Genomic DNA, 26,769 nt, shown 5'->3' on the forward strand with positions numbered 1-26,769 from the left:
ACTAACGGCAGGAGCCACACAGTGACGCTCTACGACATAAAACCCCAATTTCAAAATCTGTTACGGCCGCTTGTATTGAAACTCCACCAGCGGGGGGTGACACCTAACCAGGTGACGCTTACGGCATTAGCCATGTCCGTTATTGCGGGAGTTCTGTTAAGTGCTTTCCCCTGCCCTCTCCTCTTCTTGTCGTTGGGGGTATTTTTAACCGTCCGCATGGCCCTGAACGCGCTGGACGGCATGCTTGCCAGGGAATTTAATCAGCAGACCCGCACGGGTGCCATTCTCAATGAAGTCGGAGATATCCTTTCTGATGTCTCGCTGTATCTGCCTTTTGCCTTCCTGCCAGACGTCTCGTTGTGGTGGGTGATACTGGTGCTTTTTCTTTCCTGTCTCACCGAATTTTGCGCAGTAGTATCCCAGACGCTGACGGGTCAAAGGGGCAATGGCGGTCCTTTGGGCAAGAGTGACCGCGCTTTGTTGTTTGGCACAACGGGGCTGGGCATCGCGCTATGGCCTCAGTATCTGTTTATCATCAACATTGTGTTTATTATCGCAGCGCCATTACTGGTCTGGACATGTATTAACCGCTGTCGCGGTGCCATGGTTGCGAAGAATGTCTGATGCATCGCTGACCTTGTACTATTGTCTCTCGGGGATTTTTGGGGCGTTGCTGCTTGCAACACTCATTTTATTCATCCTGATAAAATGTGCTCCGCAAAGTAACTGGCTGGAGTTAAGGCGGCGTATCACCAGCTGGTGGGTGATCATTTTTGTTTTTTCTCTGGCGATGCTTTCCCCTAAATGGCTGGCCCTGAGCTTCTTTGCTTTCGTCAGCTTTTTGGCACTAAAAGAATATCTGACCCTCACCGCAACAAGGCGTTCGGACGATATCCCCCATTTCTGGCTGTACGCTGCCATCCCCTTGCAATACCTTTGGGCAGGCATGTCGTGGTATGGCATGTTCCTTATTTTCATTCCGGTCTGCGTATTTCTTTTTCTCCCCGTGCGGGCGGTCATTGCCGGGAACACCAGAGGGTTTATTCATTCCACCAGCGTGATGCTGTGGGCAATGATGACTACGGTATTCGCCCTGAGCCATGTCGCGTATCTGATGATGTTACCGGGCAACAATGGCAAAGCCGGTGCCTTGCTGGTGACTTTTTTAGTGGCCGCCACAGAAATAAACGATATCGCCCAATACTTATGGGGTAAGGGATTCGGCAACATTAAGGTGACACCCGGAGTCAGCCCCAATAAGACCCTTGCGGGATTATTGGGCGGCGTGCTGACCACCACGCTGCTGGGGGGAATATTGGGTCCGCTTTTAACGCCAATGAACGGTCTGCATTCTCTCGCTGCCGGAGTCATCATCGGTTTTGGCGGATTTTGCGGGGATGTGGTGATGTCTGCCATCAAACGCGACGTCGGCGTAAAGGATTGCGGAAATCTGTTACCCGGTCACGGTGGCATTATGGACCGGCTGGATTCTTTGATTTATACCGCACCGTTATTTTTCTACTTCTTTAACTATTTCTATGGCTAGGTGCTCGTATTAAAAAAAACGCATCCCGGGGCTGTGACACTTTATTCACAGGCTTTTCAATATGCAGAATAAAACAACAAGGAAAGTTACATGAATCAGGAAGTTCGCCAATTTCAGGAAAATACCTTTTCGACCAGCGATGATGAAGCGCTGTACTTTCGCCACTGGCCGGCGGCAGGCAGTACTGGCAATAAAGTCATCATTTTATTTCACCGCGGGCACGAACATTCCGGCAGGTTGCAGCATATTGTTGATGAGCTGCTGATGCCTGACACCGATTTTTATGCCTGGGACGCGCGCGGGCACGGCCAGTCACCCGGCGAGCGTGGATACAGCCCGAGCCTTGCCCGTTCCGTGCAGGATGTCGATGAGTTTGTCCGTTTTGTTGCCAGCCATGCTCAGGTACGCATGGAAGATATTGTTGTGATTGCGCAAAGCGTGGGCGCAGTGTTAGCCGCCACGTGGGTACATGACTATGCCCCTAAAATTCGCGGCGTGGTGTTGGCATCTCCGGCATTTAAGGTCAAACTCTATGTGCCTTTTGCTCGTACGGGACTGGCACTGATGCAGAAATTTCGCGGCCTGTTCTTCGTGAATTCGTATGTTAAAGCCAATTATCTCTCCCACTGTCCGCAGCGCATTGCCAGTTTTAATCAGGACAAACTGATCACCCGCCAGATCGCCGTCAATATTTTGCTGGATTTATACAAAACCGCCAATCGTATCGTCAGTGATTCATCCGCGATTACCCTGCCAACTCAGTTGCTGATTTCGGGCGACGATTTTGTTGTTCACGCCAAACCGCAAAAGCAATTTTATGCCGGATTGCGCAGCAGGATTAAAGAACAGCATATTTTACCAGGGTTTTATCACGATACGCTGGGTGAAAAAGACCGCAGCATCGCGTTGGACAAAATCAAAAGTTTTATCGCCAAACTCTACAATCAGAAACCTGAACCCTTTAATTACAATGATGAGGACTGCTGGAGCCCCGGTGCTGATGCGTATCGAGAATTGCAGGTTCCGTTAAAACCTCTCACACCTGAAGGGATTTCTTACCGCTTACTCAGTTATGGAATGAATACTGTCGGGCGATTATCCACAGGCATACGCCTTGGTTATGAAACCGGTTTTGACTCCGGAAGTACGCTTGACTACATCTACCGGAATGAGGCTCAGGGAAAGGGTTTTTCAGGCCGCTTTTTAGACCGGGTTTATCTCAACAGCATCGGCTGGCGCGGGATCCGGGTACGGAAAATTCACATTCAGAAGATGATCAGGCAGGCTATCGGGAAATTACGCGAGCACGATATGCCGGTGCGCATCGTGGATATTGCTGCCGGACATGGCCGGTATGTGCTCGATTCACTTGAAAATCAGCCGGAAGTTGAAAGTATCCTGCTGCGCGACTACTGCGATATTAATGTAGAAAAAGGTCAGAGAATGATTGAGCAACGCGGGCTTTCCCACATTGCTCAATTCAGGAAAGGCAATGCGTTCGATTACGACTCCCTGGCGTCACTCGCTCCCAAACCGACGCTGGGCATCGTTTCCGGACTTTATGAATTGTTTCCTGATAACAATCTGCTCAGTAATTCTCTGGCCGGACTAGCAGCAGCGATACCGCCGGGGGGTATGCTGATTTATACCGGTCAGCCGTGGCATCCGCAGCTAAAAACCATCGCATATACCTTAACCAGCCACCAGAACGGGATCCCGTGGATGATGCGGGTACGCAGTCAGAACGAAATGGACACCCTTGTTGAAGAGGCGGGCTTTGAAAAATCTCATCAGTTCATTGATGAATTTGGCATTTTCACCGTGTCTCTGGCGGTAAGAAAATCCCATGACTGACATTGCAGCGTCGGTGACGGCGTCCCGCCCCTGGAAGCAGGGGCTGGGCTGGCTGTTAATACTGGGCCCATTGTTTTTACTGTGTTATAGCCAGGTGAATCAGTACACCGCAACGCGGCATGATGTCGGCAGTTTGGTGTTTAATTGGGAGCAACAGGTCCCGTTTATGCCCTGGACGATTGTTCCTTACTGGAGCATTGACCTGCTATACGGTATTTCGCTTTTCATCTGTACCTCAAAACAGGAGCTGACACGTCATGGCTGCCGCCTGCTTGCTGCATCGCTGATTGCCTGTGTCTCGTTTTTACTTTTTCCGCTGAAATTCACGTTTACGCGCCCCGAAACACAAGGCTTTTTTGGCTGGCTGTTCGGGCAACTCGAGCAATTTGATCTGCCCTACAATCAGGCTCCTTCCCTGCACATCATTATCACATGGCTGCTGTGGCTGCGTTTTCGTCAGCATATACAAGGTTATTGGCGGCACATCGCTGGCTTCTGGTTTTTACTGATCGCCGTGTCAGTACTGACCACCTGGCAGCATCATTTTATCGATGTCGTCAGCGGAGTGATTGTTGCTTTGTGTATAAGCTACGCCATCCCTGTATGCGGAAAATGGCAATGGCATCGCCCGAAACCTCATGCATTACGTCTTGCATCAAAGTACGCTGCTGGCGCCATCGCGTTTAGCATGGCGGGTGTGATGACCCCCTACGCCTGTGTTTTGTTTTGGCCATCCGCGGCCTTGTTTCTTGTCGCTGCGGCTTACGCCGGTGCGGGTACGGCTATTTTTCAAAAAGATGCTGCCGGACATTTATCGATCCCGGCGCGCATTCTTTTGTTGCCTTATCTGGTAACTGCAGGGATCTCAAAACGCGGGTTTGTCCGCAATATCCCCGCAGTATCTGACATGAGAAACGGAATATTCGTCGGTTGTTTCCCTTTGAGCGCAGTTGAGCAAAACGCTGTGCTGGATCTCACCGCTGAGTTTCAGCGCCAGCCGGGAACCACAGCGTACTGGAGTTCCTGCCCGCTGATGGATCTGGTTGCGCCAGATTTAGCACAAATCAAAGAAGCGGTGAACCAGCTGACACGGGTTAAACATTCACATGACACCGTTCTGGTCTGCTGCGCTTTAGGATTGTCGCGAAGTGCCACCATCGTTGCAGCCTGGCTTATCGCAGAGGGTAGATGTCAGTCTGCACAGCAGGCGACTGCCTATGTCCGGTCACAACGGCGTCAGGTGGTATTTTCTGATGAACACCTGCGTGCACTCGAGCACTTTCAGAAATCGCTATGCCAGACACCCTGATGACCAACAAAATCATCTGGCGTGCTGACGTCATCTGGCGAACATAAATGTAAACAAATGCTACAACCATTACCTGATCTGATGCGGATTCCGCCAAAAACGATGACATAAATTTACATTGCATTAGAAATAAGAATGCGCTGTTGCTCTGTTGGATTTAACTTTTTTGTTACCGATTTTGCACACAAAAAATCATTACCGGATGCAGGGTAATTACATTTGGAAAACATCAAAACTCTTTGATCCAGATCAATGCAACAACATATCCACCCGTTATTTAGGGTTAATCCCTTTCACACTCCCTCGCTCTGAAAATTGTTTTTCCACCCCGTTCGCTCGGCCCAACACGAAAGTGTGTCAGCCAGTAATTCCCCCCCGTGACCGTCCCTGTTAATGCCTTCTCTGGCTATGTTTAAATCCATTCCTCGCGAAACCCCAGCTGTACAGCCCTTTCATTCAAGACTTCACCTGCGAATGTCCGACATCGCCGGTTCCCGTACCGGTGTCGACGTCTGGAAGGGTTATCTGACACACAAAAAGAGGTTGTTATGTTTGGTCTTGATGCGCTAGAACTGGCCCGGATCCAGTTTGCCTTCACCGTCTCTTTTCACATCATTTTTCCCGCTATCACTATCGGGCTGGCCAGTTTTCTGGCGGTTCTGGAAGGCATGTGGCTAAAAACAAAAAAAGAGGCTTACCGCGACCTGTACCATTTCTGGTCGAAAATCTTTGCCGTTAACTTCGGTATGGGCGTGGTCTCCGGTCTGGTAATGGCTTACCAGTTCGGTACTAACTGGAGTATGTTCTCCTCGTTTGCGGGCAGTATCACCGGCCCGCTGCTGACCTACGAAGTGTTAACTGCGTTCTTCCTCGAAGCCGGTTTCTTGGGCGTAATGCTGTTCGGCTGGAACCGCGTCGGACCCGGCCTGCATTTCTTCTCCACCTGTATGGTGGCGCTCGGCACGCTGATGTCGACGTTCTGGATCCTCGCGTCTAACAGCTGGATGCAAACGCCACAGGGCTACGAGATTGTTAACAATCTGGTCGTTCCGGTCAGTTGGATGAAGATCATCTTTAACCCTTCCTTCCCGTTCCGCTTAATGCACATGACCACCGCCGCTTTCCTTGCGTCGGCCTTCTTCGTTGGTTCTGCTGCGGCGTGGCATTTACTGCGTGGTCGCGATACGCCGGCAATCCGTACCATGTTGTCAATGGCGATGTGGATGGCGCTGATCGTCTCGCCAATTCAGGCGTTTCTGGGCGATGCTCACGGCCTGAATACCCTGAAATATCAGCCCGCTAAAATTGCTGCCATCGAAGGCCACTGGGAAAATAAAGACAACAAACCGTCCCCGCTGGTGCTGATTGGTTATCCGGACATGAACCGCGAAGAAACCCGTTACGCGATAGAAATCCCGTATCTGGGCAGCCTGATCCTGACACACAGCCTGACGCATCAGATCCCGGCGCTGAAATCCTTCCCGAAAGAAGACCGTCCGAACTCATCCGTCATCTTCTACACCTTCCGCATCATGGCGGGTCTTGGCATGCTGATGATTTTGCTGGGTGTGCTGAGCCTCGTTCTGCGTCGTGGCGGCAAAATGTATACCTCTAAAGCGTTCCTGCGCTTTGCCTTCCTTATGGGACCTTCCGGTCTGCTGGCGCTGCTGGCGGGTTGGATCACCACTGAAATGGGGCGTCAGCCTTGGGTGGTGTACGGCCTGCTGCGCACCAAAGACGCGGTATCTAACCATAACGTCATCCAGATGAGCGTCAGCCTGATCCTGTTCATCGTCATTTACTGCTCGGTGTTTGGTGTCGGCTACGGCTATATGATGCGTCTGATCCGCAAAGGGCCACAGGCACATGAAGGCGAAAGCGTTGATCACGGTGGACCGGGCCAGCACCGTACGCCTGCGCGTCCGCTGTCTGCGATTACAGAATCACTGACCGACGAAACTAAGGGAGCTTGATAATGGGTATCGACTTACCGCTGATCTGGTTTTTGATCATCATCTTCGGCGTGATGATGTATGTAGTGATGGACGGCTTCGACCTGGGTATCGGTCTGCTGTTCCCGCTGGTGAAAAAAGAGCACGACCGCGACGTGATGATGAACACCGTTGCGCCGGTCTGGGACGGCAACGAAACCTGGCTGGTGCTGGGCGGTGCGGCGCTGTATGGCGCATTCCCGCTGGCATACTCAGTGATTCTGGATGCGCTGACTATCCCGCTAACCCTGATGCTGTTCGGCCTGATTTTTCGGGGTGTCGCCTTTGAGTTCCGCTTCAAAGCCAGTCCGGCCAAACGCCACGTGTGGGATAAATCCTTCATCGGCGGTTCAGTGCTGGCCACCTTCTGTCAGGGCATCGTGCTGGGCGCGGTGATCAACGGTATTCCGGTGGTGAACCGTACTTATGCCGGTGGCGCACTGGACTGGCTGACGCCGTTCACGCTGTTTTGTGGTTTTGCGCTGGTGGTGGCTTACGCCCTGCTCGGCTGCACCTGGCTGATTATGAAAACCGAAGGCGAATTGCAGGAAGCGATGCACAAAATCGCTAAACCGCTGCTGATGGTCTTCCTGCTGGTGACGCTGGCGGTCAGCCTGTGGACACCGCTGACGCACAGCGATATCGCCACCCGCTGGTTCTCGCGGCCTAACCTTTACTGGTTCCTGCCGGTACCGGTGCTGGTGGTGTTGGTCTCTGCATGGATGTACCGCGCCATCAGCAAAAATGCGCACCACGCGCCGTTCCTGCTGACGCTGGCGCTGGTGTTCCTCGGCTATACCGGTTTGGGTATCAGCATCTGGCCGAACATCATTCCGCCGTCCATCTCCATCTGGGAAGCGGCTTCACCTCCGCAGAGTCAGGGCTTTATTCTGGTTGGCGCCCTGTTCATCATCCCTATTATTCTGGTGTACACCTTCTGGAGCTACTACGTGTTCCGCGGGAAAGTCACACCGGATCAGGGCTATCACTGAGGAATCGCGTTATGAATCTCATCAGAAAAATGGATGACGGCAACATCACTAAAGCCCCGTTCTTAAAGCAGGTCGGCTGGATGGCCGTCATCTGGGGCGGCAGCGTGCTGGCGTTATTTGTTGTAGCATCGGTGTTTCATCTGCTGATGTTCGCGGCGGGAATGAGAAGTCATTAAGTGAACGTTTTGCGCCGCCCATGAGTATGGCCGGCGCAGTATAGAAATTAAATAGAAGTTTGTTGATATATTCAGAAAGCAGATTATATTTTTATCTTTAGTTATTTTGATGCGAACAGCTCACACATTAATAAATTACTTTACTAAATTATCGCTATGCCATAATTTGAATGCTAGCTCGATATAGCACTTAAGTTAAAATAAATAATTAACGCTTAATTATTGATAAGACTTATATATTTATTAAAAGGATTTACATATGGCTAATATGATTTACGTATCAATTACAGGTAAAAACCAGGGTTTAATCTCTGCCGGATGTTCAACTTTTGATTCAATTGGAAACAGATATCAAACCGGACATGAAGATCAAATCATGGTTCATTCATTTGAACACACGATTTCCAGAGATCTAAAAGTCAATCACGGTCCGATATCTTTCATTAAACCTCTGGATAAATCATCCCCTTTGATTGGTGTTGCCATATCCAACGATGAAGAATTGGATATTAAAATTGACGTCTACAGAACATCAACCCCCGGATCCAATCAACTCTATTACACGGTGAAATTAGCAAAAGCTTACATCAGCAGAGTTAGCGTCATTTGCCCTCACTCGATAGACCATACCACCAACCAACCGGAAGAAATGGTCTCAATTAAATACCGCAGCATTACCTGGGAGCATCACACCGCAGGTACGTTTGGGTATAGTATATGGGAGGAACGAGTATATTGATTTTTGATTGCCAGCTCATAGAATTCTATGAGCTGGCTTTATGAAAAATTAAAACCAGAGACAGTTTCTGAATTTAATAATGAAACAACATACCCATACCAAAACAAATAACACCAGTGAAATATTAATTACTTTATTATTAAAATTAATTATACAAGAATAAATAAAAACCGGTACAACCATGATTAATATAGGTATTGCAATCACCCTGTAGTCATCTGACACAAAATTACTAATAACATAACAGACATCCTTGATTTCCTCACCATCGATAAATATTTCTTGTCCGAAACTGCTGAACAAAGTACAAAGGAACATCATGAAAAGCATATATACGGTGATTATGACGTTCAAAATAACTCGTAATATGTTTGATTTTTTTATTGTTTTTTTCATTCATTGATTCCGAATAAATTATTAAAGGCCTCTTTCCTTCTCATAATGGTTCTTCCACTGGAGGAATACTCTCTGATGGGATCTCCTTCTTGCGCAGCGATTGATGCAACATAGTCTTCCCTCTTTCGCTCCATCCCACGATTATATCGTGAACCCGCTATTATTATCTGCTCCTCAGAAAGAATTCGATAATCTTTAAGGTTAGGATTATCAGCCTTTATAAGCACTCTTAAATGCCTGGCAACAATGTTAATATTAAAACTATCATCTAATAGACAATTTGCTAGCTGTAATTGCTGAGTTGTAGTCAATGCTTCCGCATCAATACCCATTGTTTCTGCTGCAACTCTGAGTTGCATAGCGGTGCTACCCAATGAGGTTTTGTTTGATCTATTATTTCCCTCACCTTTGATTAAGTCATCAATTTTATATAGTGGTAATACAATAAATAATTTAGCTCGCTCTGGCATCCCACCTAATTCATTAAATATAACGCCTACAAGCAGGAGTACAGGTATACCTTCTTGTCTTGCAGTTTCACTTATTCTATCTTTATTATATTCCAGATAAGCAAATTTATATGCAAATAGACGAGAATCCCCAACCCACGAAAAAATAGAATGATGTCGAAAGGAAATCCATAAGCCCGCGTCCCAGGCACTCCACTTAGGAAAATCTGAAGACAAATTAGTACTGCAAAACGAATTACGCATTAAACACTCCTTGTTTACAATAGCTTGTCAAATGTTTTTTCTTAGTGCGCCGTCACCGGCAACCCCAGTATCAATGACAACGTCCGCCCGTCAGAAACTTTCATGTTGATTCTGTCACCACCCGACTCTTTAAATAAAGAAAGGCAAACCACCATCATTACCGCAAGTTTGTCTTCAGCACGTAACGTTTCAGTATTGTCTAAAACCTTATAAATATCTTCCAGTAATAGATCATGCTCATTCATAACTCAACCTAATTAATTAATGTGAAATGAATTTTCACAGTACAACATTAAATTATTTTGCCATAAACAAATTATTCAAAATTGAGGAGCACTGACATTCAGGCCAATGATTTATTATGAGAAAGAATAATGAATGTCGGCCATTAACGGGCTGCACGGCGTGAAACCCTCCGGCATATTGAGTCTGCCGGAAAGGTTTTAAAAGATTCTGTCAGCAGTAACGACTTCACTAGAGAATGAGTGAACCGCTTCAGTGCTGGATTATTTCTCCAGCACCAGCGTCACAAAATCCAAAATATCATCCATCGCTTCCTGACGGGCTTCGGCAGAAGGCATGACGATCAGCTGGTCGGAATAGCCATTCATGATGGCGGATAACTGGCGGGTGACGCGTCCGGCATCGGTCGGGCGGAACACGCCGCTGTCGATCCCGGCACGGATGATCTCAGCCAGCAGTGCCAGCCACTTATGCACCATCAGCCGCGCCAGTTCGGCGTAAGCCTCGTTATGCGCCGCCAGTTGCCACAGCGATCCGTACAACTGCCAGATATCACCCTGCGTATCGGGCAGATAATTGCACACCAGCGTGTGCAATTTTGCTTTGGGTTCCAGCGGAGCGATTTCAGCGGAAAACTCTTTCAGCTCCGCCATCATCACCACCGACAGCGCCTCGATACACAGCGTTTGCCAGTCAGGAAAATAATGATAAATGTGGCTGCGGGAAATCCCGACGTACTCCGTCAGTTCGCGCGTCGTGACTTTCTCAATCCCTTTTTCGATAAAAAGACTGATGGCTCCGTCAAGAATTTTAGCCCTTAACGCTTCCCGGTTTTCTTTCATAATTCATCCTGTACTGGCCCTGGAATGACATTGAGCAGGCGCTCAGACCGGCATTTTATCAGGAAGCCCGGCGTGTGCCCACGGACTTACGCAGCACGATTTTCAGCACCACCACACTGGCAATCACCAGCGCAGCCGCAGAAATCAGCACCGCCAGAAACGCCTGATCAAACGCAGTTCTCGCCAGATTTGTCAGCAACGAAGCCTGTTCAGGGCTGAGATGTCCGGCGATCGTTAATGCTTCATCAAGACTGTCATACGCGGTTTCACCGCTGACCAGCCCGTGCGGAAGTGTCAGGCTGCGGCTGTAAACGGCGGTCATCAGGCCACCCAGCAACGTCACGCCGAGCACGCCGCCCATTTCCCACGATACATCCTCTATCGCCGCGACCATTCCGGCCTTATCTTCCGGGGCATTAAGCATGATCGAAGTGGAAGCCGCTGTCACTGCGCCACCAAGTCCAAAACCTAAAATAAACAGGCTCACTAACTGCATCACCACGCTGCCATCATAGACCAGCGCGTGAATGACGATGCCGAGGGCAGATATCGCGAAGCCGCCCAGCATCATTTTACGCACGCCGACACGCGGGAGCAGCATACCCGCCAGCGGCGAGGCCAGTGCAGACGCCACCGGGATCGGCAGAATAAACATCGCCGCCATAAACGGCGTCAGTCCGAGCACCAGCTGTAACCGCTGGCTGAGCACCAGTTCGATACCGATCAGCGCAATCATAGAGGTGATCGCCACGCCCACGCCGCAGGCAAAGGCGCGGTTGCGGAACAGTGAAAAGTCGATCATCGGCTGAACAGCCTTCTTTTGTCTTCTGACGAATAAGCCGAGGAACAGCACACCGAAAGCGGCAGAACCCAAGATCACCAGCCATGACGAGTTAATCTGGCTCAGCTCTTTCAGTGCGTAAATCACCCCGACCAGCCCCGCCATCACCATCGCAGAACCGGCAAAATCACAAGGACGGTGTTTATTGCCTTCACCGCGCGGGATCAGCGCCTGCGCAAACGGGAATACGGCCAGCACGATCGGCACGTTGATCAGAAACACCGATCCCCACCAGAAATATTCCAGCAGCACGCCGCCGATGACCGGTCCGAGCGCCGCCGCACCGGACGCCACCGCCGACCAGATGCCGATCGCCAGCGCGCGTTCGCGCTCGTTGGTGAAAACGTGGCGCACAATCGCCAAAGTCGCAGGCATCATCATCGCCGCGCCGATCGCCAGAAACACGCGGGAGGCAATCAGCATTTCGGCGCTGGCAGAAAACGCCGCGCACAGGGAAGCGAGCGCAAACACCGGCAGCCCGCTCATAAAGAGATTTTTGTGCCCGATACGGTCACTGAGCATTCCCGCGCCCGGTAACAGACCGGCGACCACCAGCGGATAGGCGTTCACTATCCATAGTTTTTCCGATGCCGTGGCACCCAGCGCCTGCGTCAGGCGCGGTAACGCGGTGTACAACACGGTCATATCAATGATGATCAAAAAAAGTGTACTGGTGACAATCGCAAGTATCAGCCAGCGGTTATTGACGAACATAAAAAGTGCCTCAGCCTGGTTTTGAGCAACCGCTCAAGTCCAGCAAAAATACTTGAGCGATTGCTCAAAAGCAAGCAACGTCTGCCTGATGGTTGACGCATTATTGAAGTTACGTTCCGGTACGGGCTGTAGATCAATCCAGTTGCGGCGGATCGTTTCCTCCTGAAAAGCGACACAATGGACTGGTTAACGTCTCTGCCAATGCCACCGGCTTGTTCTGCCGTTGGTTAACCAGAAATCTTCATTCTGATTAGCTTCATAAAAGGTATTTTAATAAATTTATTCACCTATATTGTTACCGGTGAATAATGAAATTTAAAGTCAGCAGAAAACACACCTGTTCGTGCTACTTAAAAAAACAGCACGGATGTACAAGACGTTAATGGCCGAAAGGCTATAAGATTAATTTAATATAAACATTAGGCTGTGATTTGAAATTAATATAAATCCTTTCGACAGTATTCATTCAACAAATACTATTATTCGTTATAATGTAGGAAGTTCATAATATATGTATCTGATTGAGCGCTACATTATGGGTGAGACACGTCGCTCGGTGACAATCATCGTGGGCTTTCTGACTTTCATATTCGCCAGTTACTCAACCCAGCGATATCTGACCGATGCGGCGAATGGGATCATCTCTCTGCAAGCGGTGTTTTACATCGTCTTTTACAAAGTTCTGATCGCCCTTGAGATGTTACTGCCCGTCGGGCTTTATGTGTCTGTGGCGATTGCACTGGGACAGTTGCACAGTGATTCGGAAGTTATCGCGATTTTAGCTTCCGGTTGCAGTCCTTTAAAACTCTACAAAGCGATCCTGTATCTGGCCATCCCCGTGGGCATTCTGGTAACGGTGCTGTCAATGTACGCCAGACCCTGGGCGTATTCTCAGATTTATCAGTTAAAACAACAATCGCAGTCAGAACTGGACACCCGTCATCTACAGGCGAAAAAGTTTAATCTTAATGACAGTGGCAGAATGATCCTGGCCGAGAAAATTGATTCGACAACTCAGATGCTGACAGATGTCCTGATTTACACTCCTTCTGTCGGTAAAACTTATGTTTTCAGAGCACGCTCCATGCAGGTTACCGACCCTTCCCAGACCACGCCTTCGGTGATGTTTCACGCGGGTACGGCATATGAACTGGATCATCAGGGTTCCGCCGATAACGGGCAGACTTATAATAATTTCAATCTACATCCTAAACCCGCCCGACAAGAAACTGAGGTTAAAAGTAAAGCGGCTTCGAATTCTGAATTGTCCCGGGCGTCTGATCCTGCCTATAAAGCAGAGTTACAATGGAGAGAAAGTCGGGGCATAAGCGCAATCCTCATGGCGCTTTTAGCTATTTCATTAAGTCGAACCAAACCACGACAAGGGCGTTTCTCCACACTGTTGCCATTAGCGATTGTATTTACGATTATATTTTATGCAGGGAATATTTCCCGGACATTAGTTGCTAATCACACTCTTCCGACTTTCCCGGGGGTGTGGTTAGTCCCCTTATTAATGCTCATAAGTTTGTTGATTCTGCTAGCCCGGGAATTTTCATTGCTGCAGAAACTACGTAGATGAATATTTTCAGCCGATATTTAATTCGCAATATTTTCACTGGATTCGCCGCAGCGGCAGCTTTATTGATCCCGCTGTTTACCACTTTCGACTTTATCAATGAACTTGATGATGTCAGCTCGAACGGATACCGCTGGGAACTGGCGCTGCTCGTCGTATTAATGAGATTGCCCCGCTGTCTGATCGACCTCAGCCCCTTTATCGCATTACTCGGCGGTATTGTCGGTTTGGGCCAACTGTCAAAAACACTTGAACTGACGGCGATGCGGGTGGCAGGTTTGTCTGTCTTTCGAATTTCACTGGTTGTTTTATGTTCAGGTCTGATAATGAGCAGCGCACTCAGCGCACTGGATGAATGGGTGGCTTCCCCGCTACAACAACGTGCTTTGCAAATAAAAGACACTGCTTTTGCCCGAAGCGACAAAACTGTTCCGACCATGAATGCGCTCTGGGCGCGGCGAGATAATGAATTTGTCATGGTAAAAACCATAGACCCGGATAATCATCCGGTCGGCATTGAGATATTCCGCTATAATCCAGATCTTTCTCTGATGTCATATATATACGCAGAAAATGCCACTCCAAAAAATAATGGCACCTGGATACTGCATAATGTTAATCAGAAATCCTGGGCAAGCGGCCAGGAAAGCGGAAATTCGGTAGTGAGTCTCGAATGGCCATCAATATTTACCAATACTCATCTCAATGAACTGACGATGCCGGGTGACAGTTTTTCAGTCAGGCAGCTTAATCATTTTATCCGCTATCTTAAAAACACCAGCCAACCTGCTCTCGAATTTGAACTGGCGCTATGGCAAAAAATGGGACGCCCGATATTAGTTCTGGCAATGCTTTTACTCGCTGTTCCCTTTACGTTTGGTAATCCCCGGTCTCCGGGTTTAGGCAGTCGCTTGGCCATAGGCGTTATCGTCGGCTTATTCACTTATATTATGGATCAGATTATTGTCAATCTAGGACTACTTCTCTCTTTGAATGCTGTTCTCACAGCAATTGCACCCCCTTCGTTTATTCTGGCTCTGGCATTCGTATTGATTCACCGATTTAATAAACAGCAATGAATATATTCAGTGCCTTTAATACTCTCTCCAGCACCAGGAATAAACTTCATCACTGAGCTGCGGTATTTTTTCCACCGGGTTGACGGTACAGTCATTTAAGGTGCAATAATCATTTAAAGTACAATAGTCATTTAAAGTACAATAGGCACAACTTCTGAGGAGCGTTCCTCCCGATGCATGGCTGGTTTTACCCTTGCATCGGGATTAAACAGCCTTTAATTTTACGAAATTACGACAGGTTTTTCTGCATTATTGCGGCTATAGCCACGGGATTCCATAAAACGTGAGACCGCCTCTTTGGCCGCATCCAAAACAGACTCCAGGTTATCGTTTGCATTAATATCAATAATTTGTGAACCTTGAAATGTTAATTTTGAGGTTACCAACACTTTCTTAGCCAGTGACTCTCTGCGGTGATCGGGCTTACGTGCGCAGGCAACATCAAGATCAACATTGAGTTTGATCACGAGATCCGGTTTATGACTTGCCATCCATTCAAAAGCGGCACGTTCGCGCCCCGCTAACCACGTAACAAAAGGTCTGCCGGGGACAGTTTGAGGAAGTAAAATACCATCATAAGCACCAGGAATTTGAATTTGTGGAAAACGATCTGAAAGAATAATTAATCCACGTTGACGAAGCGCCAGCATTCTGCGAAAACGTAACAATCTGCGCACGACAAAAGAGATAACAACCAAAGCAGGTAGTGGTCCGATACCTGATTTTGCTACGCTGACTTTATTACGTTCAATGCTTTTCCGAAGAATCCCTCCCAAAATAGGGATTTTTATAACCTGACGCTCGACATTTCCAGCTTGCTTGCCTAAATGAACTGCGGCTGCTGGGCCGTATTCATTCACGCAGATAATAAGATGTTCGCAAACCGTCGATTTACCTGAACCATCGCTACCAATAACGGCGATAAGTGGGGGGGGAAGAGTGGAATCCATGAAATTATTCTCCGTCTTAAATATTGCTGTCAATATAACACCCGAACAGATAAAAGTCGCTATTTGTCGAATTATTAAACCCATCAAAACACCTTGATAATATGTCTCAGTGTAATACAATAGTTTTTTGTGACTGGATTTATTAATGTGAACTTACAAACTCCACCGACTATTAATCATTCCCCTCTCCGGGTGATAGCAATAACGGGATGTGATGGTTCAGGTAAATCAACTTTAGCGACAAATCTTGTTAATCATCTTTCTTCACAAGGTGCGACGGAATTAATTTACCTCGGACAATCTTCCGGCCGTATTGGGGAGTGGTTCTGTAATCTTCCTTTTATTGGCGTGCCATTCGGTCGTTATTTGCTGTCGAAATCAGCCCGCGTTCACGATCAACCGTCAACACCTCAGGGTAATGTCACGACTCTGGTGATCTACCTACTTTCATGTTGGCGGGCGGTTAAGTTTCGTCGGATGCTGGTTAAGTGCAAAAAAGGCACATTGCTGATCACCGACCGTTATCCCCAGGCCGAAGTGGCAGGTTTTCGTTTTGACGGCCCGCAGCTGGCTAAATCACAGGGGGGGAATTATTGGGTACGGATGCTCCGAAATCGTGAACAAAAACTCTATCGCTGGATGGCGTCCTTCCCCCCTGTTTTATTGATCCGTCTGGATATTGATGCGGAAACTGCGCATTCACGTAAACCTGATCACGCAATTTCTGCTTTACGGGAAAAAATTTCTGTCATCCCTCACCTTACTTTTAATGGTGCACATATTCTCGATCTGGATGGCCGGCGGCCGGCAGGTCAGATTCTCGATGAATCGTTATCTGCGATTCGATCCTCACTTTCCGATTCACATTCCTGAATTTGTGATCACTTTGTAATGCTAAGCTAATGCAAAAAGAAACGATGAAAACAAAAGAACATGTCACGCCTGAGATTATCCCCGGACTTATTGCTGTTGTGGGTTGCGACGGAACGGGAAAATCCACGCTAACTCATGACTTAGTGAAAATTTTGCGGGAACATTGCCCGACCGAGCGCCGATATCTCGGACTCATTTCGGGTGAAGATGGCGATAAAATCAAACGCCTTCCATTCATCGGTGTTTGGCTAGAACGCCGTTTGGCGACTAAATCTTCGAAAACGCAAAGTATGAGTAGTAAATCTCCGGCACTTTGGGCGGCGCTTATCATGTACGGGCTTTCATTGAGACGGGAATCACATTTGCATAAGGCTAAACACCTGGCTGAAAGTGGTGTATTCGTGATCAGCGATCGTTATCCGCAAGCACAAATTTCTGGTTTTCATTATGACGGCCCCGGCATTGGCATTGAACGCGTTTCCGGATGGGTTATGACAAAATTAGCAGAAAGTGAATACCGGTTGTATAAACAAATGGAATTGTTATGCCCGGAATTAATCATTCGTCTTGATATCGATATCGCAACTGCTATTGCCCGCAAGCCCGATCATAGTTATCCGGAATTGAAGGACAAAATCGGCATAATGACTCAGCTTAATTACAATGGATCCAGAATTATCGACCTGGATGCTCGCGCCCCTTATGACGAAGTGTTAAAGAAAGCATTAGAAGCTGTTGTTCCTTTGGTTTCACATTTTGCAAGTCGTGAAGAAGTCTTATTGTAACGCTACAAAATTACTTTTCCGGATTTGAAAATAATCAGCGCCTTTCTGCTACGGTGCTGATTATCATTTCATAAAAGAGCGTTTGGCTCAGAGTTGCTTTTCATATAACCGATAACGTTTATATGCAACGGCCCCGATCTTCTCGAGGATAGAGCGCATCCCGGTGTTTGTCTCTAATATCCAGGACATCTCCACAGCATTAATATTTCGTCTCTCAAACGGTTCACGAAGAGCATCGATTAACAGCAAGGCGATGACAGGACCCTTGCGGCTAAACTGATACTCCATCCGCACGCCCATCAGAGGGACACGAGCAGTGCGTACACCACTCACCTTAAGCCGCCATAACAATTTTGCCCAACCAAAAGGCAACAGTTTTCCCTTTAAATCGGCAATGGCCTCATTGATGTTCGGCAAGCCTACAATGAAAGCAACCGGAATAGAGTCTATTTCGGCAATATAAATGAGGTCTTCAGGTACTAAGTACTTCAGCTGATCACCCATAGTGGCAAATTCATGCTCGGTGAAAGGCACAAATCCCCAGTTTTTTTTCCATCCCGAGTTGAAGATGTTTCTGAGAACCTGCATTTCCGCGGCAAAATTTTTGCGATTCAGACGGCGGACCGTTACCTTTTGGCGCACCTCGCTCATCAATTTTAATAATGATGGGGAAAAATGCAGCTCTGGCCGTTTCATCCAGTAAGCCAGTAAATCAATCCCCGGCGTGTAGCCTTGCTGTTCCACGCGCGACGAATAATAAGGTTTACCGTGCGTCATCAGCGCGCTGGGCGGGGTCTCAAACCCGTCAACGAGCAAGCCGCTTTCCTGGTTGATGTTCAGGCTGAAGGGACCGGTGATTTTTCGCGCGCCTTTCGAAGTCAGCCACGCCTCTGCTGTCTCAAATAACCGGCTGAAGACTTCGGGGTCATCGACCGCATCAATCATTCCAAAATGGCCGGTATCCTTTCCATATAGTTCACGGTGTAACGTATCGATTTGCGCTGTAATTCTGCCGACCACCTTGTCATCTTTTTTGGCTAACCACGCCTGCCATTCTATGTGCTCGGTACCGGGGTTCTTTTCGGAAAGATGCTCTTTTCGTTCAACATGTAGCGGTTCAATCCAGTTTGGATCGTCACCATAGAGTGAAGAAGGAAAAGTAATGAAATCATGAAGGTCACCCTGGTTAATTACTTTTTCAATGCAAATCATAAATACCATCAATTTAAAGAAATTTAAAAGGACACATTTCCCTGTCAGCGATCTGTTTGTGTTTTCTTTCTAAAGAGACCAAGAAAAGCAGCATTCCCTTTCCGAATAACAGAAAGGTATTAGCGTCCGGGATATTTCATTTATTACATACCATGCCGAGGGAGCGGGTACATACGTTAGGCATATTATGCTGTTGTTGGTCCTTATCATCAATTGAGTTTTAAAACGCTGAGACAATGCCAAATCAAAGTATAGTAGGGTTACTAATCTTTAACACTTAATGCTTTATTCCTCGCAAAATTGAAATATTGTCTTTTACAGGGGTTTTAAAAAAATGATGATGGAAGTATCTTACAACTCGAAAAGTAATTTAAACCATCCTAATATTCACGGAACTGTTCGTTTGAAGACATAGTATTGATTGCCATGATGGCATATAGCGAATGGATTCTGCTTTGACACTATAAGTTCGTCCAGGCACCCGTATTGAGAACTGCCACGTTTTCAAAGCCGAAATATTCTACTGCAACGAACATCCTGACAAATTATCACCTGATTGCGCAACAAACATAATATATAAAAAATCTATAAAACACGCGATTAGACGAGAGTTTTAATATGTTTACGTCATTATAGAAAGGTAATTTCAGTGGGTAACCAATATCTAAAACTTTAGTGACCGGGAATGTTTTATTCTTTGCTAACACTGGATCTATAGAATATAAATTGTAAACAAAAATTAACGTATACGAATATATTGTTACATTAACTCTCGTTTGCACATTAATTGTTACCTTTATCGTTTGATTTTTTTTAACCTACAGATGGGTTGTATATGTACGCAACAAGCTCTACGAACGTTCTTCCAATGTGCTACGCAGAATTCCCTTCACTGGCGGAGGCGTTAGACTATGCCGCTCAGGGAAACAGCGGTATGAATTTCTACGATCGCCGCAATCAGCTTAGTGCGTCATTGGAATATCGTGTGCTGAGACAACGTGCGATTTCCGGAGCCAAACGTCTGCTGTCTCTTAACTTAAAAAAAGGGGATCGCGTCGCACTTATCGCTGAAACGAGTGTGGGTTTCGTAGAAGCTTTCTTTGCTTGTCAGTATGCGGGGCTGGTCGCGGTCCCGCTGGCTATCCCTATGGGCGTCGGCCAAAGCGCGTCATATATCGAAAAACTTCAGGGATTGCTCAAAAGCTGTCAGCCCGCAGCCATCATCAGCAGTGATGAATGGATGCCCCTGGTTAAGCCAGCACACAATGATGCGTCGGGTATTCTTATCCTGAGCCATGTGGAGTTTAATGCCCTGCCAGAAACAGAAATGGAACTGGTCCCGCCAGCTCCCGATGACATCGCCTATCTGCAGTATACTTCCGGCAGCACGCGTTTCCCCCGCGGCGTGATTATTACTCAACGCTCGGTGATGGCAAACCTGCAAGCCATCAGCCGTCACGGCATTAAATTGCGCGCCGGTGACCGTTGTGTTTCCTGGTTGCCGTTCTATCACGATATGGGACTTGTCGGGTTTCTGCTGACACCCATGGCCACCCAGTTATCCGTGGATTATTTGCGGACTCAGGATTTTGCCATGCGACCGATGCAATGGCTGAAACTGATCAGCCAGAACCGCGGTACCGTGTCTGTTGCCCCCCCTTTCGGTTACGATATTTGCCTTCGCCGCTGCAATGAAAAAGAAATTGCCGGGCTGGATCTGTCTGGCTGGCGCGTGGCAGGTGTCGGGGCTGAACCCATTCCCGGAGATCTGCTCAGCCGGTTCGAAGAGTGCTTTAAAACCATCAACTTTAACGGTGAAGCTTTCATGCCTTGTTATGGCCTTGCCTAAAATACGCTGGCGGTCAGTTTCTATAACAACGCAACAGGCCATCAACTTGATGAAGCCGACCGTGAAATTTTGGAATATGAAGGCACAGCGGTTGCCCCTACAGCAAAAACCCGCTCCGTCGTGACTTTCGTCAACTGTGGCAAAGCGCTCCCCGGCCACAAGATCGACATTCGCGATGAATCCGGTATTTCTCTGCCCGAACGTGAAGTGGGTCATATCTGTATCTCAGGCCCAAGCCTGATGAGCGGATATTTTAAAGATGATATTTCACAGCAAAAGATTCAGTCGATGGGCTGCATGGATACGGGTGATTTGGGTTATCTGCTGGACGGTAACCTGTATGTCACCGGTCGGAAGAAAGATCTCATCATTATTCGTGGCCGTAATATCTGGCCGCAGGATATTGAGTATCTCGCTGAGTCTGAACCGGAAATTCGCACCGGTGATGCCATTGCTTTTGTCACTCCTGAACATGACAACGGCGGCAAAATCATTTTGCAGATCCAGTGTCGTATCAGTTGTGAGGAGCGACGTAGCCAGATTGTCCACACGCTGAGCGCACGCATTCAAAGTGAATTCGGCATTGCTGTCGATGTGGTGTTATTGCCGCCGCACAGTATCCCCCGCACTTCCTCCGGCAAACCGGCCAGAGCTGAAGCCAGAAAACGTTACCTGAATGAGTCAGTCCTTTCCCGAAGAGAGCTGGCAGGTTTCGCGCAATGACCAGAACGGTTGCCGTGACGGGTGTGACAGGTTTTATCGGCAAGCATATTGCCGATAATTTGCTTGCCTGTGGTTTTAAAGTCCGGGGATTAACCCGCAAGCAACGCCCTGCGCCCGGCGGCAATTTCACCTGGGTACAAGGTTCGCTGGAAGATTCAGATTCTCTCGCTGAGCTGGTCAGAGGTGCGGACTCTGTCGTCCATTGCGCTGGTCAGGTTCGGGGACATAACGAAGACGTTTTCACCCAATGCAATGTGAACGGTAGCTTGCGTTTGATGCAGGCGGCCAAAAAAAGTGCCTCATGCATACGCTTTCTCTATATTTCCTCGCTTGCGGCGCGTTCACCGGAATTGTCCTGGTATGCAAAATCGAAATATGACTCTGAACAGCTATTAACGGCGTTAACTCCCCGAAACCTTTCACTGGGTATTTTCCGCCCGACGGCCGTTTACGGTCCGGGTGATAAAGAGCTCAAAGCGGTATTTGACTGGCTGTTACGCGGCCTGCTTCCCCGTCTCGGCCCGGAACACGCGCAGCTTTCGTTTCTTTATGTGAGCGACTTAGCAGAAGCCGTTTGTCAGTGGCTCATCAGCGAAGTGCATAACCCGGTTCCCTACGAGCTCTGCGACGGTATCCCCGGTTATAGCTGGAAGCAGTTACAGGAAATGGGATCGCAAGTGCGAAATGGACGGGTGCAACTCATCGGCATACCGTTACCCCTTCTCAAACGCATCGCGGACATCAGCGTATTCGCCAGCAGACTCGCAGGAAAAGAACCGATGTTAACGTACAGCAAAATCCGCGAACTGACCCATGACGACTGGTCTGCGAGTAATAAAAGCGTGTCCGAAGATATTAACTGGCTTCCGAAGGTGAGTTTGGAACGCGCTCTGCGTGAAGGACTGTTTTAATTATTTTTATCATAGGTGTTTAAAATTCTATGTGTAACCGTGCAGTTTTGATGGACTACGTCCTTGAATGCTTACAGGGCATGATCCAGGCCGATGTCGAGCTAAAACAAAATAGCGACCTGGTGAACGACCTCGGCCTTGAGTCAATTCAGGTTATGACCTTGCTGATGATGATGGAAGACAAGTTAGATATCTCCATCCCAATGAATATCTTACTGAATGTCAGAACGCCCGAGCAGTTCCTGGATGCCATTCTTTTACATCTGGAGAATACTCATGGGGCTTTATGAAAAATTCACCCGCATTGCAAACCAGCGGGAACAGTTTCAGATATCCGGTCTCAATCCTTTCGGCACCTGCATTGATGAAATATATTCTGCAACCGAAGGGCGGATTGGCGACCAGAAAATTGTGCTGGCAGGCACCAATAACTATCTGGGTTTAACCTTTAATCCTGAAGCCATTACCTCCGGACAGAAAGCGCTCGAAGTTCAGGGCACCGGCACGACAGGTTCCCGCATGGCGAACGGCAGCTACGGTTCGCATCTGGCGCTGGAACGTGAGTTAGAAGCTTTCTTTGACAGACCTACCGCCATCGTTTTCTCTACAGGTTATACCGCAAACTTAGGAATAATCAGTACCCTGGCAGATCCGAATCGCGTCGTACTGATTGACGAAGACTGCCATGCCAGTATTTATGACGCCTGCGTTTTGGGCGGAGCGCAGATCATTCGTTTTCGCCACAATGATGCGCATGATCTGGAAAAGCGCATGCTACGCCTGGGTGAACAGGCGAAGGAAACGATCATTATCGTGGAAGGGATCTATAGCATGCTCGGCGATGTAGCACCGCTGGTCGAAATTGCTGAGATTAAACGTCGCCTCGGCGGCTATTTGCTGGTCGATGAAGCGCATTCGTTCGGCGTTATGGGCGCAACAGGTCGCGGGCTGGCACAAGATCTCGGCGTCGAAAAAGACGTGGATATTCTGTTGGGCACCTTCAGTAAAAGTTTGGCTTCAATCGGCGGCTTTGCGGTGGGTTCAGAAGCGATGGAAGTGATGCGTTACAGCAGTCGCCCATACATATTTACCGCCTCTCCGTCACCTTCAAGTATCGCCTCGGTCCGCACTTCTCTGAAAATCATTGCACAACAACCCGAATTGCGTGAAAAGCTCTGGGATAATGCGAACCGGCTTTATCAGGGTCTGGCGAAACTTGGCTATGAACAGGGGCCACGCATCAGTCCGGTTGTCCCGGTAATGATTGGCTCGAAAGAAGACGGATTACGTTTCTGGCGCGATCTGATTACAAAGGGAGTTTACGTCAATTTGGTGTTACCACCGGCTGCTCCCGCAGGCATTACATTATTGCGCTGTAGCGTTAATGCGGCGCACAGCGATCAGCAAATCGATACCATCATTCAGGCCTTTGCAGAGCTTAAATCGCAAAACGGGGTCGTGTTTAATCAGGCGTGATGGTGAAAAAGATTGAATTCTTTCCGTAAACAGCATCATCGCCGAAAGAATTTCCTCTGATGACATAGCCTGCGATCCGCGGTTATGTCATCGGGAAAGCCTGTTTTTTTGGTGAGGTGCGAGGAGGAGAAACAGTTTTCAGGATGTAGGGATATTGATCAACTGGCGTAAAAGATTGATCACCAGATTTACCTCCTCTGGGGTGAGCGCGCCATCTTTCGCCCACTGAACCCGTCCTTCTTTATCGAGGACGATAATGGTCGAACTGCCTTCATTCAGTTGCCAGGTTTTACGCCCCACCCCGTTACTGTCGATGATAAATTGTGCCCAGGGATAATTTCTTTGGTTCTTTTCGATTTTACCCAGAACGAAAAAGCCGGTTCCGGGAAATTCATCGTCAGTATTGACGATCGTGGGGGGTTGAAAATTGTCCTGCGGCAAATCGGCCGCTTTCACGGCTTTTATCAGCCCCGAGTTTTTCTTCTTCGCTGATTTGCGACCGGCAATATACTGGATCACTCGTACTTTGCCTTCCAGTTCTGAACTGTTCCACATCTTATAGCCTATTTCATCACGGCTTAGCTGCATCTCGCCTTTATCAGAAACCGAAACAGGCGTCATCCGCTGGCCCATAACAAATTTATGAGCCGATGCCATGACAGGGAAAAAGATAAACAGTGATAGTAATGTTCTGCGTATTATCATCATTTACCCTTCCCTGTGATAAAAAATAAACAATATTTTTAAAACCACTGCGAAAGTCACAGGGGATAACGGGCGAGGAATAATTCTAAAGGCTGGCGAATGTTATCATCAAGTATTGACGGTTCGTCATAGGGTTTTCGTCCGGCCAGTTTATCCGCGACCATATCATCATGCTTATCGCCCATTAATCCGTTGATATTCGCCAGAAACTGAGAAACCTGATGGGCATTAATATCAGCAGGGTCAATAGATCTCGCCGTATCAAAGTATGAAACATGCTGGCTGATAATTTTACGCACGTCATGGAAGGCCTTACCGGTCAGTTCAGTTGTCGATAATAAACACTGAAGTTTACGTATCTGATCCTGACGATAAGATAAAAAACCCTTCTCATTATCCAGCTCAGTATGACGTAATGCATAACGAACTATTGTCCAGGCCGGTGCACTCAGGAAAAGTCGTAATATATTTCCATAATACCTGATGTTACTTTTCTTTCCGTTGCGGAAAGCATCTTGAAAGTGGCCCAAGTACACCGTCGTCTGACGGAACAATAAATGAGATTCGTGTTTCTTACTGTACAGTCTTTGGGCGAAACGAAGATGCTTATAACGCGCGCGGATGTATTTATATTGCATCCTTTCGGATTCAGTTAATTCTCCACCTTTAAGCACTTTGTTAATCAACCTGAGCAACCCTTCACGGGTGAACCCTTCTTCCCAAAACTGAAGACACAATGAATAACAACTCCAGATAGCATCCTGAGAGCATTGCAGATTAATAACCTCATCCTGCAAACTCACCTCTGGATTAATCGTATCGTCTTCCTCCACCGCTGTGAATATTGATTGCACAGTTTCAGACGGGAATCTTCTCCATTTTATCTTACTGCTCATTGACTAATCCTTTCGGGCTATGATGACTTAATAAATTGCGGTGCCGGTAAGCCCATAATGTAGGTATCAGCGAAAGTAACACGTCAAGGCTTTGCCCGCCAAAGTAGGCATATGCCGCACCCTCCACGCCCAAAATATGCGACAGCGTGACCAGCAACAGAATGTAAGACCCCGATGCCAACGCCTGCATGACCAGATAGATACGCTGTTTTCCTGCCATTAATAACAGCGATTCTTGCGGAAATCCCATCATAGATACCACAATCGCGCCCAACATAATCTTAATCAAATCATAAGACTCAAGGTATTTATAACCAAAGACCAGCGAAATTAATGGCTTGCCGACAATCACGACCAACAGCGCAACCAGGATACCGATGCCTCCGGCTAACACTGCGGATCGCAGACCAAGCAGCCATGGCCGTCTGCTGCTCGGATCTAAACGCATAATCTCCGGATAAAAACTCTTTTCCAGTAATTTGGCGGGGGTGCCTGTCGCATCAAAAAACGTCATCGCTATTTTAAATAAACCGGCGGAGGCTGGCCCTAAAATAATACCGACTAACACCGTACTGCATGAGTTACGTGCCGCCCAGATAGAATGCGAAAGATTGGTTGTCCATACAAAGTTCCAGGCACCCTCAATCCTTCTGGCAGAAGAAAATAAACTGGGCCGTAAAGCCCCTTGAAAATCTTTGCGACGTAATTCGCGTACGGAAAACCACCAAAATAAAACTCCACCAAATAGATTTGAGATAAACCAGGTGACAATAAACCCTGTAAAACCTAAATGAAGAAAATAAGCAACCACACTACCCATGGCAATTAACAATGGCTTTACAGATTGCTGAATAGCGATTAAATCAAAACGATCAAGCGTGCGTAAAATTCCGGTGGGTGTTGAAGATGTCATTGAAGGAATTAATGTACAGTACAAGAGTGCCAGCTTAAAACTGTCGGCATCAAGTCCTAATGCCTTTGAAAGTAAGGGAAGCAGTAACATTCCCCCAAGCATGGCAATTGCACCACTGGCAATATCCAGACCAAAGGAAAAAGAAATAACATCACGAAACCGTTGAAAATTTTTACTGACTAATGCCGGGGTACCAAACTGGACTACAAATTGCCATGTTTGAAACTTAATAAAATCACTTACTGCTTTGGTATAGGATTGAATGACAACCAGCACCCCGAACATTTCTGATGACATGCCTTTACCTGCACAAGAAAGTGCAAGTAAGCCGAGTAATGCACTTACTACGTTTCCTGAACCCAGATAAGCGCTGTTACGTATAATAGTGCGGAAAGCACCATCGGAAAACCAATGTTTCATGGTAAAAACCAGCCTATATCAGCATTTCCTGCCAGATTAGCC

25 protein-coding genes and 1 pseudogene are annotated in these 26,769 nt (G+C 47.6%); 16 read left to right on the forward strand and 10 right to left on the reverse strand.

From position 1 onward, the window contains the following. Window positions 1–21 precede the first annotated feature (21 nt). From D6C13_RS08310 to D6C13_RS08345, 8 genes are all read left to right on the forward strand, one after another. Window positions 22–624 (forward strand): CDP-alcohol phosphatidyltransferase family protein, encoded by a 603-nt coding sequence (locus D6C13_RS08310; RefSeq protein WP_120132314.1) that lies wholly within the window; start codon window positions 22–24, stop codon window positions 622–624. Beyond that, the gene (locus D6C13_RS08315) at window positions 617–1,546 is read left to right on the forward strand and encodes a phosphatidate cytidylyltransferase (protein WP_120132315.1); all 930 of its coding nucleotides are present in this window, start codon (window positions 617–619) and stop codon (window positions 1,544–1,546) included. Before D6C13_RS08310 ends, D6C13_RS08315 begins: the two co-directional genes overlap by 8 nt. Window positions 1,547–1,636: 90 nt before the next feature. Further along, on the forward strand, window positions 1,637–3,400 hold the full coding sequence (locus tag D6C13_RS08320; RefSeq protein ID WP_120132316.1) for a bifunctional alpha/beta hydrolase/class I SAM-dependent methyltransferase: 1,764 nt from the start codon (window positions 1,637–1,639) through the stop codon (window positions 3,398–3,400). Continuing rightward, window positions 3,393–4,709 (forward strand): phosphatase PAP2/dual specificity phosphatase family protein, encoded by a 1,317-nt coding sequence (locus D6C13_RS08325; RefSeq protein WP_120132317.1) that lies wholly within the window; start codon window positions 3,393–3,395, stop codon window positions 4,707–4,709. Before D6C13_RS08320 ends, D6C13_RS08325 begins: the two co-directional genes overlap by 8 nt. Window positions 4,710–5,257: 548 nt before the next feature. Beyond that, window positions 5,258–6,682, forward strand: a complete 1,425-nt coding sequence (locus D6C13_RS08330; RefSeq protein WP_120132318.1) for a cytochrome ubiquinol oxidase subunit I — start codon at window positions 5,258–5,260, stop codon at window positions 6,680–6,682. Between the two features lie 2 nt (window positions 6,683–6,684). Beyond that, window positions 6,685–7,692 (forward strand): cytochrome d ubiquinol oxidase subunit II, encoded by a 1,008-nt coding sequence (gene cydB, locus D6C13_RS08335; protein ID WP_120132319.1) that lies wholly within the window; start codon window positions 6,685–6,687, stop codon window positions 7,690–7,692. An 11-nt stretch (window positions 7,693–7,703) separates the two neighbouring features. Next, window positions 7,704–7,868, forward strand: coding sequence for a DUF2474 domain-containing protein (locus tag D6C13_RS08340; RefSeq protein ID WP_120132320.1), 165 nt, complete (start codon window positions 7,704–7,706; stop codon window positions 7,866–7,868). 259 nt (window positions 7,869–8,127) lie between these two features. After that, window positions 8,128–8,607 carry an Hcp family type VI secretion system effector gene (locus tag D6C13_RS08345; protein WP_120132321.1) on the forward strand — a complete coding sequence of 160 codons (480 nt, stop codon included), beginning with the start codon at window positions 8,128–8,130 and terminating at the stop codon, window positions 8,605–8,607. Window positions 8,608–8,655: 48 nt separating this feature from the next. Here the strand turns inward: D6C13_RS08345 and D6C13_RS26190 are convergent, their stop codons facing one another. The 5 genes from D6C13_RS26190 to D6C13_RS08370 form a co-directional block, all read right to left on the reverse strand. After that, window positions 8,656–9,003 (reverse strand): DUF2645 family protein, encoded by a 348-nt coding sequence (locus D6C13_RS26190; RefSeq protein ID WP_120132322.1) that lies wholly within the window; start codon window positions 9,001–9,003, stop codon window positions 8,656–8,658. Further along, window positions 9,000–9,716 carry a hypothetical protein gene (locus D6C13_RS08355; RefSeq protein WP_120132323.1) on the reverse strand — a complete coding sequence of 239 codons (717 nt, stop codon included), beginning with the start codon at window positions 9,714–9,716 and terminating at the stop codon, window positions 9,000–9,002. Before D6C13_RS08355 ends, D6C13_RS26190 begins: the two co-directional genes overlap by 4 nt. Before the next feature lie 41 nt (window positions 9,717–9,757). After that, window positions 9,758–9,961, reverse strand: a complete 204-nt coding sequence (locus tag D6C13_RS08360) for a hypothetical protein (RefSeq protein WP_120132324.1) — start codon at window positions 9,959–9,961, stop codon at window positions 9,758–9,760. Window positions 9,962–10,222: 261 nt separating this feature from the next. Then, window positions 10,223–10,801 (reverse strand): TetR/AcrR family transcriptional regulator, encoded by a 579-nt coding sequence (locus tag D6C13_RS08365; protein WP_120132325.1) that lies wholly within the window; start codon window positions 10,799–10,801, stop codon window positions 10,223–10,225. Window positions 10,802–10,859: 58 nt separating this feature from the next. Further along, window positions 10,860–12,356 carry an MFS transporter gene (locus tag D6C13_RS08370; RefSeq protein ID WP_120132326.1) on the reverse strand — a complete coding sequence of 499 codons (1,497 nt, stop codon included), beginning with the start codon at window positions 12,354–12,356 and terminating at the stop codon, window positions 10,860–10,862. Between the two features lie 511 nt (window positions 12,357–12,867). On the opposite strand from D6C13_RS08370, the gene lptF reads away from it, so the two are divergent. Next, window positions 12,868–13,938, forward strand: coding sequence for an LPS export ABC transporter permease LptF (gene lptF / locus D6C13_RS08375; RefSeq protein WP_120132327.1), 1,071 nt, complete (start codon window positions 12,868–12,870; stop codon window positions 13,936–13,938). Next, a complete protein-coding gene (lptG, locus tag D6C13_RS08380; RefSeq protein ID WP_120132328.1) occupies window positions 13,935–15,014 on the forward strand; it encodes an LPS export ABC transporter permease LptG in 1,080 nt (359 codons plus the stop codon). Before lptF ends, lptG begins: the two co-directional genes overlap by 4 nt. 221 nt (window positions 15,015–15,235) lie before the next feature. Here lptG and D6C13_RS08385 read toward each other — a convergent pair whose 3' ends face one another. Then, window positions 15,236–15,964 (reverse strand): nucleoside/nucleotide kinase family protein, encoded by a 729-nt coding sequence (locus tag D6C13_RS08385; RefSeq protein ID WP_120132426.1) that lies wholly within the window; start codon window positions 15,962–15,964, stop codon window positions 15,236–15,238. 147 nt (window positions 15,965–16,111) lie between these two features. Here D6C13_RS08385 and D6C13_RS08390 point away from each other — a divergent pair, with 147 nt between their 5' ends. Then, on the forward strand, window positions 16,112–16,837 hold the full coding sequence (locus D6C13_RS08390) for a nucleoside/nucleotide kinase family protein (protein WP_120132329.1): 726 nt from the start codon (window positions 16,112–16,114) through the stop codon (window positions 16,835–16,837). 29 nt (window positions 16,838–16,866) lie between these two features. Next, entirely contained in the window at window positions 16,867–17,622 is a 756-nt protein-coding gene (locus D6C13_RS08395) for a nucleoside/nucleotide kinase family protein (protein ID WP_120132330.1), read from the forward strand. An 87-nt stretch (window positions 17,623–17,709) separates the two neighbouring features. On the opposite strand, the gene D6C13_RS08400 is transcribed toward D6C13_RS08395, so the two are convergent. Continuing rightward, window positions 17,710–18,834 carry an N-acetyltransferase gene (locus D6C13_RS08400; protein WP_120132427.1) on the reverse strand — a complete coding sequence of 375 codons (1,125 nt, stop codon included), beginning with the start codon at window positions 18,832–18,834 and terminating at the stop codon, window positions 17,710–17,712. Between the two features lie 868 nt (window positions 18,835–19,702). Between D6C13_RS08400 and D6C13_RS08405 the strand changes: the two are divergent. The 4 genes and pseudogenes from D6C13_RS08405 (at window position 19,703) to spt (ending at window position 23,793) form a co-directional block, all read left to right on the forward strand. Continuing rightward, window positions 19,703–21,406, forward strand: a pseudogene (locus tag D6C13_RS08405) (fatty acyl-AMP ligase). Continuing rightward, on the forward strand, window positions 21,403–22,317 hold the full coding sequence (locus tag D6C13_RS08410) for an NAD-dependent epimerase/dehydratase family protein (RefSeq protein WP_120132331.1): 915 nt from the start codon (window positions 21,403–21,405) through the stop codon (window positions 22,315–22,317). Before D6C13_RS08405 ends, D6C13_RS08410 begins: the two are co-directional and overlap by 4 nt. Before the next feature lie 29 nt (window positions 22,318–22,346). Further along, the gene (locus D6C13_RS08415) at window positions 22,347–22,607 is read left to right on the forward strand and encodes an acyl carrier protein (RefSeq protein WP_120132332.1); all 261 of its coding nucleotides are present in this window, start codon (window positions 22,347–22,349) and stop codon (window positions 22,605–22,607) included. Continuing rightward, window positions 22,594–23,793: a serine palmitoyltransferase gene (spt, locus tag D6C13_RS08420; RefSeq protein ID WP_120132333.1), complete on the forward strand. Its 1,200-nt coding sequence runs from the start codon at window positions 22,594–22,596 to the stop codon at window positions 23,791–23,793. Before D6C13_RS08415 ends, spt begins: the two co-directional genes overlap by 14 nt. A 138-nt stretch (window positions 23,794–23,931) precedes the next feature. Here the strand turns inward: spt and D6C13_RS08425 are convergent, their stop codons facing one another. The 3 genes from D6C13_RS08425 to D6C13_RS08435 are packed head-to-tail and all read right to left on the reverse strand — an operon-like array spanning window position 23,932 to window position 26,727. Beyond that, window positions 23,932–24,498, reverse strand: coding sequence for a YtfJ family protein (locus D6C13_RS08425; protein ID WP_120132428.1), 567 nt, complete (start codon window positions 24,496–24,498; stop codon window positions 23,932–23,934). 56 nt (window positions 24,499–24,554) lie between these two features. Next, window positions 24,555–25,382, reverse strand: coding sequence for a hypothetical protein (locus D6C13_RS08430; protein WP_208642870.1), 828 nt, complete (start codon window positions 25,380–25,382; stop codon window positions 24,555–24,557). A gap of 1 nt (window position 25,383) precedes the next feature. Further along, on the reverse strand, window positions 25,384–26,727 hold the full coding sequence (locus tag D6C13_RS08435; RefSeq protein ID WP_120132335.1) for a lipopolysaccharide biosynthesis protein: 1,344 nt from the start codon (window positions 26,725–26,727) through the stop codon (window positions 25,384–25,386). Window positions 26,728–26,769 lie beyond the last annotated feature (42 nt).

The organism is Rahnella woolbedingensis, from assembly GCF_003602095.1.
Taxonomy (GTDB): Bacteria; Pseudomonadota; Gammaproteobacteria; order Enterobacterales; family Enterobacteriaceae; genus Rahnella; species Rahnella woolbedingensis.